18 protein-coding genes are annotated in these 15,913 nt (G+C 72.3%); 8 read left to right on the top strand and 10 right to left on the bottom strand.

Going from position 1 to position 15,913, the window contains the following annotated elements; all coding sequences use genetic code 11:
- Positions 1-24 precede the first annotated feature (24 nt).
- Entirely contained in the window at positions 25-936 is a 912-nt protein-coding gene (locus N8J89_RS27040) for a LysR family transcriptional regulator (protein WP_252484640.1), read from the bottom strand.
- A 118-nt stretch (positions 937-1,054) separates the two neighbouring features.
- On the opposite strand from N8J89_RS27040, the gene N8J89_RS27035 reads away from it, so the two are divergent.
- Both N8J89_RS27035 and N8J89_RS27030 read left to right on the top strand, forming a co-directional pair.
- The gene (locus N8J89_RS27035; RefSeq protein WP_283659821.1) at positions 1,055-1,492 is read left to right on the top strand and encodes an SRPBCC family protein; all 438 of its coding nucleotides are present in this window, start codon (positions 1,055-1,057) and stop codon (positions 1,490-1,492) included.
- Positions 1,489-1,806, top strand: a complete 318-nt coding sequence (locus N8J89_RS27030) for an ArsR/SmtB family transcription factor (RefSeq protein ID WP_283659820.1) — start codon at positions 1,489-1,491, stop codon at positions 1,804-1,806. The genes N8J89_RS27035 and N8J89_RS27030 overlap by 4 nt, the downstream gene beginning before the upstream one ends.
- Here N8J89_RS27030 and arsC read toward each other — a convergent pair.
- From arsC to N8J89_RS27010, 4 genes are read right to left on the bottom strand one after another with little or no spacing between them, the layout of a single operon-like run.
- Positions 1,803-2,141 carry an arsenate reductase (glutaredoxin) gene (arsC, locus tag N8J89_RS27025; protein WP_283659819.1) on the bottom strand — a complete coding sequence of 113 codons (339 nt, stop codon included), beginning with the start codon at positions 2,139-2,141 and terminating at the stop codon, positions 1,803-1,805. The genes N8J89_RS27030 and arsC overlap by 4 nt on opposite strands.
- 14 nt (positions 2,142-2,155) lie before the next feature.
- Entirely contained in the window at positions 2,156-3,298 is a 1,143-nt protein-coding gene (locus tag N8J89_RS27020) for a Glu/Leu/Phe/Val family dehydrogenase (RefSeq protein ID WP_283659818.1), read from the bottom strand.
- An 11-nt stretch (positions 3,299-3,309) separates the two neighbouring features.
- Complete coding sequence (locus tag N8J89_RS27015; protein ID WP_283659817.1) at positions 3,310-4,470, bottom strand: NAD(P)/FAD-dependent oxidoreductase; 1,161 nt, start codon at positions 4,468-4,470, stop codon at positions 3,310-3,312.
- Positions 4,467-6,032: an aldehyde dehydrogenase family protein gene (locus tag N8J89_RS27010; protein ID WP_283659816.1), complete on the bottom strand. Its 1,566-nt coding sequence runs from the start codon at positions 6,030-6,032 to the stop codon at positions 4,467-4,469. Before N8J89_RS27010 ends, N8J89_RS27015 begins: the two co-directional genes overlap by 4 nt.
- Before the next feature lie 137 nt (positions 6,033-6,169).
- Between N8J89_RS27010 and N8J89_RS27005 the strand changes: the two genes are divergently transcribed.
- Complete coding sequence (locus N8J89_RS27005) at positions 6,170-7,144, top strand: ornithine cyclodeaminase family protein (RefSeq protein ID WP_283659815.1); 975 nt, start codon at positions 6,170-6,172, stop codon at positions 7,142-7,144.
- Between the two features lie 73 nt (positions 7,145-7,217).
- Here N8J89_RS27005 and N8J89_RS27000 read toward each other — a convergent pair whose 3' ends face one another.
- A complete protein-coding gene (locus N8J89_RS27000; RefSeq protein ID WP_185003781.1) occupies positions 7,218-7,421 on the bottom strand; it encodes a cold-shock protein in 204 nt (67 codons plus the stop codon).
- A gap of 386 nt (positions 7,422-7,807) precedes the next feature.
- On the opposite strand from N8J89_RS27000, the gene N8J89_RS26995 reads away from it, so the two are divergent.
- Positions 7,808-9,226: an amino acid permease gene (locus tag N8J89_RS26995; RefSeq protein ID WP_283666254.1), complete on the top strand. Its 1,419-nt coding sequence runs from the start codon at positions 7,808-7,810 to the stop codon at positions 9,224-9,226.
- Here the strand turns inward: N8J89_RS26995 and N8J89_RS26990 are convergent.
- Entirely contained in the window at positions 9,223-9,846 is a 624-nt protein-coding gene (locus N8J89_RS26990) for a LysR family transcriptional regulator (protein WP_283659814.1), read from the bottom strand. The two genes, N8J89_RS26995 and N8J89_RS26990, sit on opposite strands and share 4 nt — an antisense overlap.
- A 159-nt stretch (positions 9,847-10,005) precedes the next feature.
- Here N8J89_RS26990 and N8J89_RS26985 point away from each other — a divergent pair, with 159 nt between their 5' ends.
- Both N8J89_RS26985 and N8J89_RS26980 read left to right on the top strand, forming a co-directional pair.
- On the top strand, positions 10,006-10,218 hold the full coding sequence (locus tag N8J89_RS26985; protein WP_283659813.1) for a hypothetical protein: 213 nt from the start codon (positions 10,006-10,008) through the stop codon (positions 10,216-10,218).
- 118 nt (positions 10,219-10,336) lie between these two features.
- Complete coding sequence (locus tag N8J89_RS26980) at positions 10,337-10,480, top strand: hypothetical protein (protein ID WP_283659812.1); 144 nt, start codon at positions 10,337-10,339, stop codon at positions 10,478-10,480.
- An 11-nt stretch (positions 10,481-10,491) separates the two neighbouring features.
- On the opposite strand, the gene N8J89_RS26975 is transcribed toward N8J89_RS26980, so the two are convergent.
- Positions 10,492-11,172 carry a maleylpyruvate isomerase N-terminal domain-containing protein gene (locus N8J89_RS26975; protein WP_283659811.1) on the bottom strand — a complete coding sequence of 227 codons (681 nt, stop codon included), beginning with the start codon at positions 11,170-11,172 and terminating at the stop codon, positions 10,492-10,494.
- Between the two features lie 527 nt (positions 11,173-11,699).
- The gene (locus N8J89_RS26970) at positions 11,700-12,467 is read right to left on the bottom strand and encodes an SDR family NAD(P)-dependent oxidoreductase (protein WP_283659810.1); all 768 of its coding nucleotides are present in this window, start codon (positions 12,465-12,467) and stop codon (positions 11,700-11,702) included.
- A gap of 123 nt (positions 12,468-12,590) precedes the next feature.
- On the opposite strand from N8J89_RS26970, the gene N8J89_RS26965 reads away from it, so the two are divergent.
- A complete protein-coding gene (locus N8J89_RS26965) occupies positions 12,591-13,214 on the top strand; it encodes a superoxide dismutase (RefSeq protein WP_283659809.1) in 624 nt (207 codons plus the stop codon).
- A 52-nt stretch (positions 13,215-13,266) separates the two neighbouring features.
- On the opposite strand, the gene N8J89_RS26960 is transcribed toward N8J89_RS26965, so the two are convergent.
- Positions 13,267-14,475, bottom strand: coding sequence for an aminotransferase class V-fold PLP-dependent enzyme (locus tag N8J89_RS26960; protein ID WP_283659808.1), 1,209 nt, complete (start codon positions 14,473-14,475; stop codon positions 13,267-13,269).
- Here N8J89_RS26960 and N8J89_RS26955 point away from each other — a divergent pair.
- Positions 14,474-15,856: an aminotransferase-like domain-containing protein gene (locus tag N8J89_RS26955; protein ID WP_283659807.1), complete on the top strand. Its 1,383-nt coding sequence runs from the start codon at positions 14,474-14,476 to the stop codon at positions 15,854-15,856. The two genes, N8J89_RS26960 and N8J89_RS26955, sit on opposite strands and share 2 nt — an antisense overlap.
- Positions 15,857-15,913: the final 57 nt, after the last annotated feature.

The following is a 15,913-nucleotide window of genomic DNA, read 5'->3' as shown; positions in this document are numbered from 1 at the left end:
CACCGCACGCAGGCGCACGCTGGGCTAGGGCGACCAGCGGGTGCGCAGATCGGCGCAAGAGCGCGCCAGGCAGTCCAGGGCCAGTGGCAGCAGGGGGTTGCTGTTCTGCGGGCGGTGCAGCACCAGCACCCGGCGGAATGCCTGCCACCCGGCCGGGCGCAGCACCCGCACACCCCGGTCCGGCACGGCCAGCCTGGGCATCATGGCCACCCCCAGCCCGCGCGCGACCAGCTCGGCGACCACGCCGTAGTCGTTGCTGCGGAAGATGATCGCCGGGTCGAAACCGGCCGCGGTGGCCATCCGGCCCAGCGACCGCGCGCCCGCGGTGTCCGCTCTGGTGCAGATCCAGCGGTCCCCGGCCAGCTCGGCCAGGTCCACCTCCTGGCCGCCGGCCAGCCGGTGGGTCTCCGGGACGGCGATGGTCAGCGGCTCGGCCAGCAGCTCGGTGCCGCGCAGCTCCACCGGCCACACCCGGGGATCCAGGTCGTAGGCGAAGACCACCGCCGCGTCCAGGGTGCCCTCCAGCACGCCGCCGAGCACCTCGTCCGGCTCGCCCTCGTCCAGGTGCACCTCGGCGTTGGGGCGCGCGGCCACGATCGCGGCCAGCGCCACCGGTAACACCTTGGCGTTGGCGGTGGCGAAGCTCGCCAGCCGTAAGGTGCCCGCGTCGCCCGCGACCAGGGCTTTCGCTTCCCGTTCCACTGTGGACAGCGCACCCAGCACCGCGCCGCAGCGCTCGGCCAGCAGCTCGGCCACCGCGGTCGCCCGCACACTCCGCGCGGACCGCTCGAACAGCGGGGCGCCCACCGCGCGTTCCAGCAGCACCATCTGCTGGGAGACCGCGGAGGCCGTGTAACCGAGGTTGCGCGCCGCCTCGGCGAAGGATCCCGTGCGGACGCACTCCCGCAGGGTCCGCAGATGGATCGGGTTGAGCATTGCGCGACTCTACGGAGACCGGACAGGCCACCGCACCCCCTACGTGGTATCTGCAACCCAAGAGTTGCGCGCCGAGCGGCCATGTGCAACTCTGGGGTTGCGCCTAGAGGAGGACAACATGGACCGCATCGAACGTCAGATCCACATCGCCGCCCCGCCCGAGCGGGTGTGGTCGGTGCTCACCGAGGCCGAGCACATCGCCCAGTGGTTCGGCCAGACCGCGCAGGTCGACCTGCGCCCCGGCGGCGCGGCCAGCTTCGGCTGGACCGAGCACGGCACCAGCCAGGCCACCATCGTCGCGGTGGAGCCGCCGCGCTTCTTCTCCTACCGCTGGAACCTGGTCGACGACGGACCAGCCGAGGAGGGCAAGACCTCGCTGGTCGAGTTCACCCTGGCCGAGCAGGACGGGGGGACCAGCCTGACCGTGGTGGAGACCGGGTTCGAGTCCCTGGGCGTGTCCCCGGACCGGCAGCTCAAGCAGTACCAGGACAACGTAGGTGGCTGGCAGGCCGAGCTGGACGAGCTGGTCGCCTACGCGGAGAAGCTCGCGGGATGACCGACCAGGTCGACGAGGTGATCGTGGCCCTGTCCGACCCGCTGCGGCGGCAACTGCTGGAGCGGCTGTCCCGGCTCGGCTCGGCCAGCGCGACCACCCTGGCCGAGCACCTCCCGGTGACCAGGCAGGCGGTGGTCAAGCACCTGGTGGTGCTGGACCGGGCCGGGCTGGTCACCGGCGGGCGGCAGGGCCGGGAGGTGCGCTACGCGGTCCGCCCGGAGGCGCTGCTGGTCACCGCGGAGTGGCTGCGCCGGGTCGCCGCCGACTGGGACAGCCGACTCAACGCGATCAAGCGCCTGGCCGAAGGCGGCTAGAGGATCTCCTCGACGTTCTGGATCGGCCGCGCCAGCCGGGTGCCCTTGCCGGTGACCACGAACGGCCGCTCGATCAGGATCGGGTGCTCGGCCATCGCGTCCAGCAGCGCCTCGTCATCGGCCTCGGCCAGGCCGAGCTCGGTGAACAGCTTCTCCTTGCGCCGCACCGCCTGCGCGGGGGTCAGGCCCGCGTCCGCGATGAGCTTGGCCAGCTCCTCGCGGGTCGGCGGGGTCTTGAGGTAGTCGACCACGGTCGGCTCCTCGCCGGACTCACGCAGCCGCGCGAGGGTGTTGCGGGAGGTGCTGCACCGCGGGTTGTGGTAGATCGTCGCCATGGCCGTCATTCTGCCTACCGGGAGCGGGGCAGGCGGCCGCGCAACGCCATCGCGGTGCGCACCCGGTCCTGGGCCAGCCGCATCGCCGCGGCCCTGGGCAGCACGCCGGTGCGGCGGGACTCGGTGAGCACCAGCTCGGTGTTGGCCCGCATCTTCGCCGCCACCGTGGCCATGATCGCGGCCGGATCGGGCCGGAACGGGGAGTAGCGGGCGTCCATGGCGAAGGCGGCCGCGACCACGCCGCCTGCGTTGGCGATGAAGTCCGGCACCACGGTGACCCCGCGTTCGGCCAGCGCGGACTCCGCGGCCGGGCTGGTGGGCAGGTTCGCGCCCTCCACCACCAGGTTCGCCCGGATCCGGGCCGCGGTCGGCTCGTCGATGACGTCCTGCACCGCGGCCGGGATGAGCACATCGCAGTCCACCAGCAGCTCCGCTCCGGCCGGAATCCGTTGCGCGGGAGCCAGTTTCACGCAGGTGTCGCCGTGCTCGGCGCGCAGCGCCAGCCAGTGCGGCACGTCCAGGCCGTCCGGATCGTGCACCGCGCCTTCGCTGGTGGACAGCGCGATGACCACCGCGCCCAGCTCGTGCAGGCGGCGGGCCGCGGCCAGACCGACCGCGCCGAAGCCCTGCAACGAGATCCGCGCGCCCGCGGTCGGGCGGCCCAGCAGCGCCAGCGCCGCGTCCACCGACTCGGCCACCCCGTGCCCGGTGACGCCGATCTTGTCGTAGGCCACCCCGCCCAGCTCCTCCGGCACACCCACCGCGGCGCCCCGGTCGCCCAGCTCGTCCTGGATGATCGCCGCGTCCGCCTCGGTCATGCCCATGTCCAGCCCGGCCACGTAGCTGGACGGGATCTGGTCGGCCAGGCGGCGGACGAAGGCGCGCAGCACTGCCTCCTTGTCCGGACTGGCCGGGTCCCACCGGATGCCGGCCTTGGCGCCGCCGTGGAAGAGGTCCACCGCGGCCCACTTCCAGGTCATCACCCTGGCCAGCCGGGCGATCTGGGCCACGGTGACCCCGGGCGCCATCCGGGTGCCGCCCTTGCCGGAGCCGCGCGCGGTGTTGTCGATGACCAGCACGCCGCGCATCCCGGTGCGCGAGTCGGAGACGCTGACCACCTTCTCCGGGCCCCACTCGTCGAACTCGTGCAGGTCCACCGAGGTTCCTCTCAGACGCAGTTGTGTTCGGGCCGGACTCCGGCCCCGGCGAACCGGCGGACGTCCAGCGCGGCGACGTCCACCACCGGCTCCCGGCCCAGCACCAGGTCCCGCAGCACCTCGCCGATCGCCGGTCCCTGCAGGAAACCGTGACCGGAGAAGCCGGTGGCGTAGAGGAACCGGCGCACCCCTTCCGCCTCGCCGACCACCGCGTTGTGGTCCGGGGTGACCTCGTAGAGCCCGGCCCAGCCGTGCGCGATGCCCACCTCGGTCAGCGCGGGCGCCCGCCTGGCCACCGCGGCGCTGAGCCTGGGCAGCCAGGAGTCGGTGCGGGACAGGTGAAAACCGAACTCCTCGTCCGGGTCCGACATGCCCACCAGCAGCCCCGCGCCCTCGCCGTGGAAGTAGAAGCTGGTGCCGAAGTCGATGGTCATCGGCAGCTCCGGCGGCAGGTCCGGCACCGGCTCGGTGACCAGGATCTGCCTGCGCAGCGGCCGCACCGGCAGCTCCACCCCGGCCATCGCGCCCACCGCGGCCGACCAGGCCCCGGCCGCGCAGATCACCGTCGCGGTGCGCACGGCCCCCTCGTCCGTGCGCACCGCGCGGATCTCCCCGTCCTCGGTGTCGATGCCGGTGACCGCGCAGTGCCGCCGGATGAGCGCCCCGTGCCGCCGCGCGGCCCGCGCGTAGCCCTGCACCACGGCCTCCGGGGTGCAGTGGCCGTCGGTGGGGGAGTAGGCGGCGGCGAGCAGCCCGTCGGTGTCGATCAGCGGGGAGAGTCGTTTCGCCTCAGCGGGTTCGAGCATCCTGCTGGGCACGCCAAGTCCATTTTGGACGGTGACACTGGCCTCGAACGCGGCCACGTCCTCGGCGTTGTCCAGCAGGAACAGGTAACCGTGCTGGGCCAGGTCGATCTCCCCGCCCGGCCGCTGCGCGAAGTTCTCGAACGCGGCCAGGCTGCGCTTGCCCAGCTCGATGTTGACCGGGTCGGAGAACTGCGCGCGCACCCCGCCCGCGGCCCGGCAGGTGCTGCCCGAACCCAGCTCGTCCCGTTCCAGCAACAGCACCTCAGCCCTGGCCTCGGCCAGGTGGAAGGCCGCGCTGACCCCCATCACCCCGCCGCCGATGACCACCACGTCGGCCGCGGCGGGCAGCGGGGCGCGGCCGGTCACCGCCCGGCCCAGTGCTCGGGCAGCCGGTAGCCCAGCTCCGGCTCCACAGTGGTGACGTCCATCTGCGCCTTCTGCAGCCTGCCGGAGAAGTCCCAGTTCATCGACTGCCAGCGGGTGAACTGGTCCAGCACCCAGATGCCGGACTGCCGGGAACCGTTGCCGGAGCGGCCATTGCCGCCGAACGGCAGGTGCGCCTCCGCGCCGGAGGTGGAGTTGTTCACGCTCACCATGCCCGCGCCGATGCCCTGCCGGAACCGGAACGCCTTGGCCGGATCGGTGGTGTAGATCGAGGAGGACAGGCCGTAGCCGGGCGCGTTGGCCAGCTCGACCGCCTCGGCGAACTCGCGGTAGCCGGTGATGCCGACGATCGGCCCGAAGGTCTCCTCCAGGAAGATCCGGTCGTCCGGCCGCACCCCGTCCACGACCACCGGGTGGTAGTACAGCCCGTTCCCGGCCTTGCCGTGGAAGCCTTCGCGCGGGTTGTCCGCGCTGATCCGGCCGATCCCGGTGGAGCCGAGCACGGTGTGGTGCGGCTGGATCCAGTCCAATGTGGACTCATACGAGTCGGCGAACTTCTGGTCCAGCAAGGGTCCGTAGAGGACGGGGCCGTCCGGTTCGCCGACCACCGCGGCGCGCACCGCGGCGTCGAAGCGGCGGGTGAACTCCGCGCGCACGTCCTCGTGCACGATCACCGTGCCCAGCGAGGTGCAGCGCTGCCCGGCCGAGCCGAAGCCGGAGAACAGCGCGCCGTCCACGGCCAGGTCCAGGTCGGCGTCCTCGGTGACCACCATCGGGTTCTTGCCGCCCAGCTCCAGGCAGGGCGACTGGAGGTGCCGTCCGCACAGCTCGCCGATCCGCTCCCCGACCGCGCTGGAGCCGGTGAAGCCGACCTTGTCCACCAGCCGCCGCGCCAGCGCCGTGCGCAGACCGTCGAAAGTGGACGGTCCGTCGGCCAGCACCAGCCCGAGCACGCCCGCGGGCACCCCGGCCCGCCAGGCCAGCTCGGCGAAGGCGGCCGCGCTGGCCGCGGCGTACTCGGCGGGCTTCCACACCACCGCGTTGCCGCACAGCAGCGCGGGCACCAGGTACCAGGAGGGCACCGCGACCGGGAAGTTGCCCGCGGTGATCACCACGGCCACCCCGACCGGCGCCCGGAAGGTGAACAGCTGCTTGTCCGGCATCTCGCTGGGCACGGTCTGCCCGTACAGCCTGCGGCCCTCGCCGAGGAAGAAGTCGCAGGTGTCCACGATCTCCTGCACCTCGCCCAGCGCCTCGGCGAAGGGCTTGCCGATCTCCCTGGTGACCAGCCTGGCCAGGGTCTCCTGGTTGGCCTCCACCAGCCTGCCCAGGTTGGCGATCACCCGGCCGCGCACCGGCGCGGGCACCGCGGCCCACTCGGCCTGCGCGGCGCGGGCCACCTCGGCGGCGTGCACCAGGTCCGCCGCGCCGCCGAGCTGGACCGTGGCGACCACGTCGGCCGGCTCGGCGGGGTTGCGGGAGAGGTAGTCCGTGCCGCGCACGGCCTTGCCGTCGATCACCGAGGTCAACGTCGTCGTGTCCACACAGCTCACCGTAGGGCGCGCGCCGGATCGGACAAGCCACCCAACGCGCACACTTGCTCGCGCTCAGCGTCACGGAGAGTTGGCCTCGGTCTCACGGCCACGTGGCCGACGGGCCGGGGTGTGGCCAGACTGGAGTCATGACGGTGAGTGCGGGTCCCGTGGTGCTGTCCGAGGCCGAGGTCTCGGCCCTGCTGGACCTGGACGGGGTGATCGACAGCCAGCGGCAGGCGTTCACCGCGCTGGGCGAGGGCAGCGGCCTGGTGGCGGAGAAGGCGGTGCTGAACAGCCCGGACGGCTCCACCGTGCTCAGCTACCTGGGCCGGGTCTCCACCGCGCACGGCGTGGTCAACAAGGTGGTCAGCGTGCAGCCGGACAACCCGGCCCGCGGCCTGCCCGCGATCACCGCGACCCTGGTGGTGCTGCACCCGCTCACCGGCGAGGTGCTGGCGGTGCTGGCCGGTGGCGAGCTGACCGCGGTGCGCACCGCGGCGGCCTCGGCGGTGGCGGTGGACGCGCTGACCCAGCCCACCGCGGGCGACCTGGCCATCCTGGGCTCAGGGGTGCAGGGGCGCTGGCACGTGCGTGCGCTGTCCAGGGTGCGCAACCTGCGCCGGATCCGGATGTGGAGCCCCAACCGGGAGCGCTGCGCGCAGACGGCGGGGCAGCTGACCGAGGAGCTGGGGGTCGAGGTGGTGCCGGTGCCCGACCCGGTGGCCGCGGTCGGGGACGCCGACCTGGTGATCGCGGGCACGCTCAGCCACACCCCGGTGGTGCCCACCGCGGAGGTCGCGGCCGGCGCGACCGTGGTCAGCGTCGGCTCCTTCGCCCCGGACCGGCACGAGCTGGACCAGGCGCTGCTGGACCGGGCGGACCGGGTGGTGGTGGACCACGTGCCCACCGCGACCGGCCACGCCGGGCCGATCATGCGAGCGGTCGCCGACGGGGTGCTCACCGAGGGGGAGTTGACCTCGTTGGGCGAGGTGCTCTGCGGCACCAGGCCGGGCCGCCGCACGCCCAATGACCTGGTGGTCTACAACAGCGTCGGCCTCGGCGTGCAGGACGCGGCCGCGGCGGCCCTGGTGCTGTCCCGCCACCACGCCGCCAAGCGCTGAGCTACCCCAGAAAAAGCGAAAACCGGGCTGTCATGAAGACAGCCCGGTTGCCTGAATGTTCAGGCCGTCGCCATCAGTGGCCGGTGACGTTTTCGGCCTGGGGGCCCTTCGGGCCCTGGGTCACGTCGAAGGTGACCTTCTGGCCCTCCTGGAGCTCCTTGAAGCCCGTGCCGTTGATCGCGGAGAAGTGCACGAAGACGTCAGGGCCGCCCTCGTCCTGCGCGATGAAACCAAAGCCCTTTTCCCCGTTGAACCACTTCACACTGCCAGTTGCCACAAATCCTCCGACCACAAAAAATCAGTTAACGCGACGAACCCTACCCCGTCCGGCGAATTTCGGGAATTCCCACCCCCAGATCGGGTGGTGCGACCCCCTCCGGAGCCGGTCCCGCCCGGCCGATCGTCCGCGCACGTCACCCGCACCTCACCCGGGCGCCCGCGCCCGCGCGCCAGCGGCCCAGCCAGCTGTCGAGGTCCGGCGTTTTGCCTGCTCATGATAGGTGCGGGAGGCGTTCCGGCGGCCCGGTTCCGCGAGCGCTGCTGGTGCTCACCCCGAGGTTTTGCCGGGGTCGGCCACCTTCCGCGGGCCCTCCCGGCCAGCCAAGCTCGGCGGCACTGTGACCTGGGACACGAAGGGTGAGTGATTCCGTGGGCGACGGACTGCTGGGCACGGGGCCGCGCGGGGTGTTCCGGCGGACGCTGCCCCCACTGGACCAGGCACACCAGCCCCGGATGGCCAAGGTGCTCGGGCTGGGCCAGCTCACCCTGATCGGCGTCGGCGCGATCATCGGCGCGGGCATCTTCAGCCTGGCCGGGGCGGTGGCCAGGGACGTGGCCGGCCCGGCGGTGCTGATCTCGTTCCTGATCGCCGGGGCCGCCTCGGTGTGCGCGGCCTTCGCCTACGCCGAGTTCGCCGGCATGGTGCCGCGCGCCGGCTCCTCCTACACCTACGCCTCGGCGGTGCTCGGCGAGGTGGTGGGCTGGATCATCGGCTGGGACCTGCTGCTGGAGTACACCGCGATCGTGGCCGCGGTCTCCATCGGCATGTCCGGCTACGTGGGCTTCTTGCTGGAGCGGATGGGCGTCGAGCTGTCGGTGTGGATGATGGGCGCGCCCGGCACGGGGGAGGGGCACCGGGTCGACCTGGTGGCGGTGCTGATCTGCCTCGGCGTGGCCTGGCTGCTCAACCGGGGCACCCGGACCTCGGCGCGGGTGGACGCGGTGCTGACCGTGGTCAAGATCGCGGTGGTGCTGCTGGTCGTGGTGGTCGGACTGACCAAAGTGGACAGTGCGAACCTGGAACCCTTCGCGCCCTTCGGTTTCGGCGGCGCGGTCGCGGGCGCGGCCACGGTGTTCTTCGCCGTCTTCGGCTACGACGCGCTGAGCACCGCGGCCGAGGAGTCCAAGCAGGCCCAGCGCCACCTGCCCAAGGCGATGCTGCTGTCCCTGGCCATCTGCATGGTGCTCTACGCGCTGGCCTGCATCGTGCTGACCGGCATGGTGCACTACACCCAGGTCGACCCGGCCCGCGGCTTCTCCGCCGCGTTCGAGGCGGTCGGCCTTGGCGGGGTGGGCACGGTGATCGCGATCGGCGCGGTGCTCGGCATCGTCACGGTGAGCTTCTCGTTCATGATGGGCGCCTCCCGGCTCTGGTACGCGATGAGCCGCGACGGCCTGATGCCACGCTGGTTCGGCGCCCTGCACCCGCGCCGCCAGGTGCCGCACCGGGCCACCTGGATCATCGGCGGGGTGGCCGCGGTGCTGGCCGGCCTGCTCCCGGTCCGCGAGGCAGCGGAGCTGACCAACATCGGCGTGCTGTTCGCCTTCGTCCTGGTCTGCCTCGCCGTGGTGGTCCTGCGCTACCGCCGCCCCGACCTGCCCCGCGGCTTCCGCAGCCCGGGCATGCCGGTGATCCCCTTGCTGGGCGTGGGTTTCTCGGTCTGGCTGATGTCCTTCCTCAAGGCCGAGACCTGGTGGCGCTTCGGGCTCTGGCTGCTGGTGGGCCTGGTGGTGTACGCGGCCTACAGCTACCGCGCCACCCGCAAGGTGGTCCCCGGCGGCTCGGTCGAACTGGGCGGCTAGCCCGCGCGGACCCAGCGCTGGCGCGGCGCGAACCCTTCCCGCCGCAGCCAGTGCTCGGTGTAGACCACCCGGTCGATCCCGATGCGCAGCAACGGGTTCCGCGGCGTCTCGGTCACCGACCGCCCCCGCTCGGCGGCATCGGACTGCCACAGGTACACCGCCATCCCCGCCTCGAACTCCGCCGACCCCGGCAACAGCACCTCGGCCCGCCCGAACAGCTGCGCGCTCCGCGAACTGGCCAGCGGGCCGTCCAGCTGGATGTGCGGGAAAGCCTTGCCGAAGGCGGAAAGGATGGGCTGGGTGACCGCGCCCGCGCCGCCGTAGATGAGGCCAACCCGCAGCTTTCCCGCCGCGGAGCGGACCACCTCGCCCGCGGTCTGCAGGCCCTCGCGCACGGTCGTGATCGCGCGCCGGGCGGGTTCCAGCAATGCCTGTTCGGCCGGGGTCAGCCGGGCGCCGCTGGGCAGGCGGTCGAACAGCGGGCCGCCCACAGTTCGTTCCAGGGCACGGATCTGCTGGCTCAGGGTGGGCTGGCTGACCCGCAGCCTGCGCGCGGCCCTGGTGAAGCTGCTGTCCTCGGCCACCGCCAGGAAGTAGCGCAGGTGGCGCAGCTCGACCATGGGAGCCCCCCGGAAAAACCGTCCCGTGGCCCGAGTTTAGCCAGTGAGCTGCGGATATCAGCTCGGCCTATCGGCCCGTTGCCGTTGCGTCTTGGACGAGTCCGCGCGGGCCGGTGGACGCGGGGTCACCGGCAACCATTCCCATTGGAGGAGAACAGAATGCGCAAGACCCTGACCTGGCGGCGCGGACCCGCCGTCCTGCTCGCGCTGCTCGCCACCGTGCTGCTCGCCTCCTCGGCCTCGCAGGCGCTGGGCGCCGTCCCGCACCCGGCCACCGGCGAGAGCCAGCTCACCGGGAGCGCCACCACGGGCAGCGCCAGCCCACCGCCAAGCTGCCCGCCGGGGCCTGGACGGTCACCGCCGCGGTGCTGATCGCCAACAGCCTGGACCCGCCGACCTCCTTCCGCTGCTTCCTGCAGAGCCGGGGCAAGCTGGTCTCATCGGCGGGCAGCTGCAGGACTGGGGCGGCAGCGGCGGCTGGCACCGGACGATGGTGGTCAACGGCCTGGCCATACTGCCGGAGGCGGACTGGATCGACGTCTTCTGCTTGCACGACCAGCACCTGCCTGCCGGCGGCATCGTCCAGGTGGAGAGCGTGGACGTGATCGTGCAGCGGGTCGCCGCGGTGTTCTGAGCCGCGCACCCTCACCCGAAGACCGGCAGCCGCGCGGCGAACCGGCCCGCCGTGCGGCGCTGGAACTCCGTCAGCGGCACCCGCCCGGTGCCGGCCAGCACGATCACCTCGTCGTCGAGCGCGGGCAGGATCGGCGCGCCGGCCAGGGACTCCACCGTGCCGCGGGCCAGCTTCAGCGCGGTCGGCGCGGGCGGCGGCAGGGTCAGCTCGTGTTTGAGGTCGAGGTGGTGCACGGCCACCTCGACCGCCCAGGTGGCCAGGAAGTCGCCGGAGGTCAGCACCTTGCCCTGGAACCGGACCGTGTTCGGCGGCAGCGCGGTGACCATCCTGGACACCGCGTCCGAGGTCGGGCGCAGGTGCCCGAGCAGCCCGGTGGGGCGGCGGTAGGCCGAGGCCAGCCTGCGCACGTACTGGATCTGCCCGATCCGCTCGGACTCGGTCTCGCGGCCGGGCAGCCTGCCCTGCCAGTAGCTGGCCGCGTCGGTGTCCGGCGCCGCGTCGGTCGGCGAGACCAGGCCCAGCAGCATCTCCTGCAGGCCCAGGTGCACGTGCGCGATCACGTCGCCGACGGTCCACCCGTGGCACCGGCTGGCCGCGAGCATCTTGGTGTCGTCGAGGGTGTCGCAGACCGCGAGCAGTGCGGCAAGCGCTTCGAGGAAGGCCGCCTGGCCGTCGTGGTGTTCGACGCGCATGGCCGTCACCCTATCGGGTCTGGAACGATACGTACATTTACGTAGAACCCCGCTTTCGAATTCTTGCCGCACGCCTTTTCAGGCTCCGGCGACTTCCCGATGGTGCAGGCGGTCCCCTATTTCCTTGTCGTGCCACTTTTCTTCCCCGAGTCTCGACATCGAATCGCGTTGTCGGCGGAATGGGGTTGTGACGTGGCAAGACTGCTGTGGCTGCCCGGAGTGTTGCGCGAGGTGAGGCGGACCGGATGGGGCGGCCGCGCGGGGTGGACCCCGGCCCAGCTCGAAGCGCATCCGAGTGGGGGCGCGGCGTTGTCGCGGTATTCGGGGCGTGGCGCGGAATGGGCGCAGAACCGGGTCAGGTGCCAAAAGTTTGATCCGGCCGGATGGCCGGGTGAATGGCGGGATTCAGGGACAACCCGAACAATGCCGTAAAAACCTCGGCGCCCGCCGGGCACTGGGCCCCGGCGCGGCGTCGCAGGGCGGTTGGGCGGGCTGTCGTCACGGGACGGCCCGCCCAGCCGGCCGGGTCAGCTGCTGATCGACCGGACCAGTCCGCCGTCGACCAGCAGGTCCTGCCCGTTGACGTAGCTCGCGCCCGGTGAGGCGAGGAAGGCCACCGCCTCCGCGACCTCCTCGGCGCGGCCGAGTCGTCTGGCCACCGTCTCGTTGCGCAGCACCGTGGTGGGGACCGGGCCCAGCGTGGCCTCGTTGAGCATGTCGGTGTCGATGTAGCCGGGGCTCACCGAGTTCACCCGGATCTGCCGCTCGGCCAGGTCGGCGGCCAGCGTGCGGGCCAGGTTGTGCACCGCGGCCTTGGTGGCGCTGTAGAGGCTGGTCTCGGCGCGGCCGCGGTGCATGGAGGCGGCGCAGTTGAGCACGATCGCGCCGCCGTTGCGGAACAGCGGCAGCGCCTTCTGGATGGTGAAGAACACGCCCTTGAAGTTGACGTCGACCACGCAGTCGAAGTCCTCCTCGGTGAACTCCTCGGTCCGCTTGAACACCCCGGTCCCCGCGTTGGCGAAGAGCACGTCCACCCCGCGGAACTGGCTCCGGACCTGCGCCATCAGCTCGTCCAGGTCCGACAGCACCGCCGAGTCGGCGCGGATGGCCAGCACCCGGTCCGGGCTGCCCAGCCGTCGCCGCGCCGCGCTCAGCCGCTCCTGGCTGCGACCGGTGACCACCACCTTCGCGCCCTCGCGCAGCAGCAGCTCGGCCGTGGCCAGCCCGATGCCGCTGGTGCCACCGGTGACCAGCGCGACCTTGTCCACGAAGCGACCCTGCGTGTCCGTGCCCACACGATCAGCATACGGATCTCGGCGACGTGATCATGACCGGCGTCACAATCGGTTGACCTCGGGTTAGCTGGAGGTTGTTGGCTGGGCGCACAACCTGACGGCAACGAGGAAGTGGACGCACCCATGGCTCAGTACGTGCTGCCGGATCTGGACTACGACTACTCCGCACTGGAGCCCGCGATCAGCGGGGAGATCAACGAGCTGCACCACTCCAAGCACCACGCGGCCTACGTCAAGGGCACCAACGACACCCTGGACAAGATCGCCGAAGCCCGCGACAAGGGCGACTTCGGCTCGATCGTGGGCCTGGAGCACACCCTGGCCTTCAACCTGGCCGGGCACGCCATGCACGTGGTCTGGTGGAAGATCCTCTCCCCCCACGGCGGCGACAAGCCCACCGGCGAACTGGCCGCCGCGATCGATGAGGAGTTCGGCTCCTTCGACAAGCTGCGCGCCCAGCTCAACGCGGTCTCCACCACCATCCAGGGCTCCGGCTGGGGCGTGCTGGCCTGGGACCCGATCGGTCAGCGGCTGATCACCCAGCAGCTCAAGGACCACCACTCCAACCTCTCCATCGCCACCACGCCCCTAGTCGTCTTCGACGTGTGGGAGCACGCCTACTACCTGCAGTACCGCAACGTGAAGGCCGACTACATCAACGCGCTGTGGAACATCGTCGACTGGACCGAGGTCGGCAAGCGCTTCGAGGACGCCCGCGCGGGCAAGAACGGCCTGCTGCTCCCCTGAGACCCGCGGTGCCCCGGGCGCGCGGCAGGGTCGCGCCCGGGACGCCACCGGGTCAGGCCGCCAGTTCGGCCACGGCCGCCGCGACCGCGGCCACCTCCTGCTCGGTGTTGTAGTAGTGCGGGGACAGGCGCAGCGCCCAGTCGACCTGCTTGTCCCGGAAGTCGAACTGGGCGAACTCGCGGAAGCTCAGCGCCGAGTTGATCCCGCGCTGGTCCAGGGCCGCCTTGAACGGCGCGGCATCCCACCCGGCGATCGCGAAGGTGACCATCGCGGACAGCCGCGGGCCCCGGTCCAGCACCCGCACCCCCGGCAGTTCGGCCAGCCGGGCGCGCAGGTCCGCGCCGAGTGCGGGGGAGTAGCGCTCCACCTCTGCCATACCGACATTGAGCGCGTAGCGGGCCGCCGCCGCGCAGCCGAGCAGGGTCGAGTACGGGAACTCCCACTCCTCGAACCGGGCCGCCGAGGCCACCGGCTCATACCGGTCCGGCTCGGTCCAGCGGGCGCCGTACATGTCGACGAACAGCGGTTCGTAGCCCTCGCGCAGCACCCGGTCGGAGACGTAGAGGAAGCCCGAGCCACGGGGGCCGCGCAGGTACTTCCGGCAGGTGGCCGAGAGCAGGTCGCAGCCGATCTCGGCCACGTCGAGCTCGAACTGGCCGACCGTCTGGCAGGCGTCCACCAGGTACAACAGGTCCAACTCCCGGCAGTGGCGGCCGATCTCGGCGATCGGCTGCACCAGGCCGGAGTTGGTCGGCACGTGGGTGACCGCGACCAGCCGGGGCCGCCGGGCGCGCATCAGCGCGGCCATCGCCTCGACGTCCACACCGGTGCCGTCGGCGTGGTCGGGCGCGTGCACGACCTCCACGCCGAAGCGCTTGCGCAGGGCCAGGAAGGCAATCTGGTTGGAGATGAAGTCGTTGCGGGTGGTCAGGATGACGTCGCCGGGCTGGAACGGGATCGCGGACAGCGCCTTCGTGTAGGCGTGGGTAGCGCTACCGGCGAAGGCGATGTTCTCTGGGCGGCAGTTGATCAGCTCGGCGAGCGCGGCGTAGAAGTCGCGCACCTGCCCGGCCCGCGCCGCCGACGCCTCGTAGCCGCCGATCCGGGCTTCCAGGTCCAGATGTTCCCGCATGGCGGCCAGCACGGGCCGGGCGAGCAGTCCACAGCCCGCGTTGTTGAAGTGCACGACCGACTCGCAGCCCGGGGTGTCCGCGCGTAGCGCTGCCAGATCCAGTGCGATAGCGCTATCGTTGTCTCTCATGTCCGAGAGTAGCACCGTGGCCTGGCTGGCGGACCGGCTGCGCACCGAGGTGGCCCGGCTCGCGGTGGGCGAACGCCTGCCGAGCAGCCGCGACCTGGTGCGCAAGCTGGGGGTGAGCCCGGTGAGCGTGGCCAGGGCGGTAGCGCTACTGGCCGCCGAAGGGCTGGTGTTGACCAGGCCGGGCACTGGCACCTTCGTCGCACCCCGCCGGGCCGCGCCCGCCCGCGGCGACACCTCCTGGCAGACCGTGACCCTGCCCAGCCGCCCGCTCGACCCGCTCACCGTCACCGACCTGCTCAGCGCGCCCCCGGACGGCGCGATCACCATGGCGGGCGGCTACCTGCACCCGTCCCTGCAACCCACCCGGCCGCTGGCCGCCGCGCTGGCCCGCGCCGCGCGCCGTCCCGACGCCTGGGACCGTGCGCCCTCGCAGGGCCTGGCCCCGCTGCGCACCCTGTTCGCCCGGATGGCCGGCGGCGACCTCGGCCCCGAGGACGTGCTGGTCACCGGCGGCGGTCAGGGCGCGCTGGCGATGGCCTTCCGCGCGCTGGCCGTGCCGGGCAGCCCGGTGCTCATGGAGTCCCCGACCTACCAGGGCGCGCTCGCCGCGGCCCGTGCAGCCGGACTGCGGCCGGTGCCGGTTCCGTTGGACGCCAACGGAATCCGCCCTGACCTGCTGGCCGACGCCTTCGGCACCGGGGCCCGCCTGCTCTACCTCCAGCCCGGCTGCCACAACCCCACCGGCGCGGCCCTGGCCGCCGACCGCCGCCGCCAGGTCCTGGAGCTGGCCCGCGCGGCCAACGCCTTCGTCATCGAGGACGACTTCGCCCGCCACCTCGGCCACGCCGCCCCGCCCCCGCCACCCCTGGTCGCCGATGACCCGGACGGCACCGTGGTCTACCTGACCTCGCTCACCAAACCCGCCGCCCCGAGCCTGCGAGTCGGCGCGCTGATCGCCCGCGGCCCGGTGCTGGAACGCCTGCGCGCCACCAGGCTGGTGGACGACTTCTTCCTGCCCCGCCCCCTCCAGGAAGCCGCCCTCGAACTGCTCAGCACCCCGGCCTGGGACCGCCACCTGCGCGCCCTCTCCGCCGCCCTCGCCGACCGCCGCGCCACTCTGGCCGCGGCCCTCGCGCGCGAGACTCCACAGTGGACAGTCAGTCAGCCGGCGACCGGCCTGCACCTCTGGCTCGCCCTGGACCGCGCGGAGGAGGAGGTCGTGCGCGAGGCCAGGACCCAAGGCGTGACAGTGGTTTCCGGCCGCGGCCACTTCGCCGCCGAGCCGCCAGGACCGCACTTGCGGCTGAGCTTCGCCGCCGCCGCCGACCTCGCGGAACTGGCCGAGGCGGCCCGCAGACTGGGCCAGGCTGCTCGCGACTGACCGCAGACCGGGCCGGGCTGCTCGCGACTGACCGCAGGCTGGGCAACGCCGCCCGCG

This window comes from Crossiella sp. CA-258035 (assembly GCF_030064675.1).
GTDB lineage: Bacteria > Actinomycetota > Actinomycetes > Mycobacteriales > Pseudonocardiaceae > Crossiella.
This window is presented reverse-complemented; position numbering and strand designations above follow the sequence as displayed.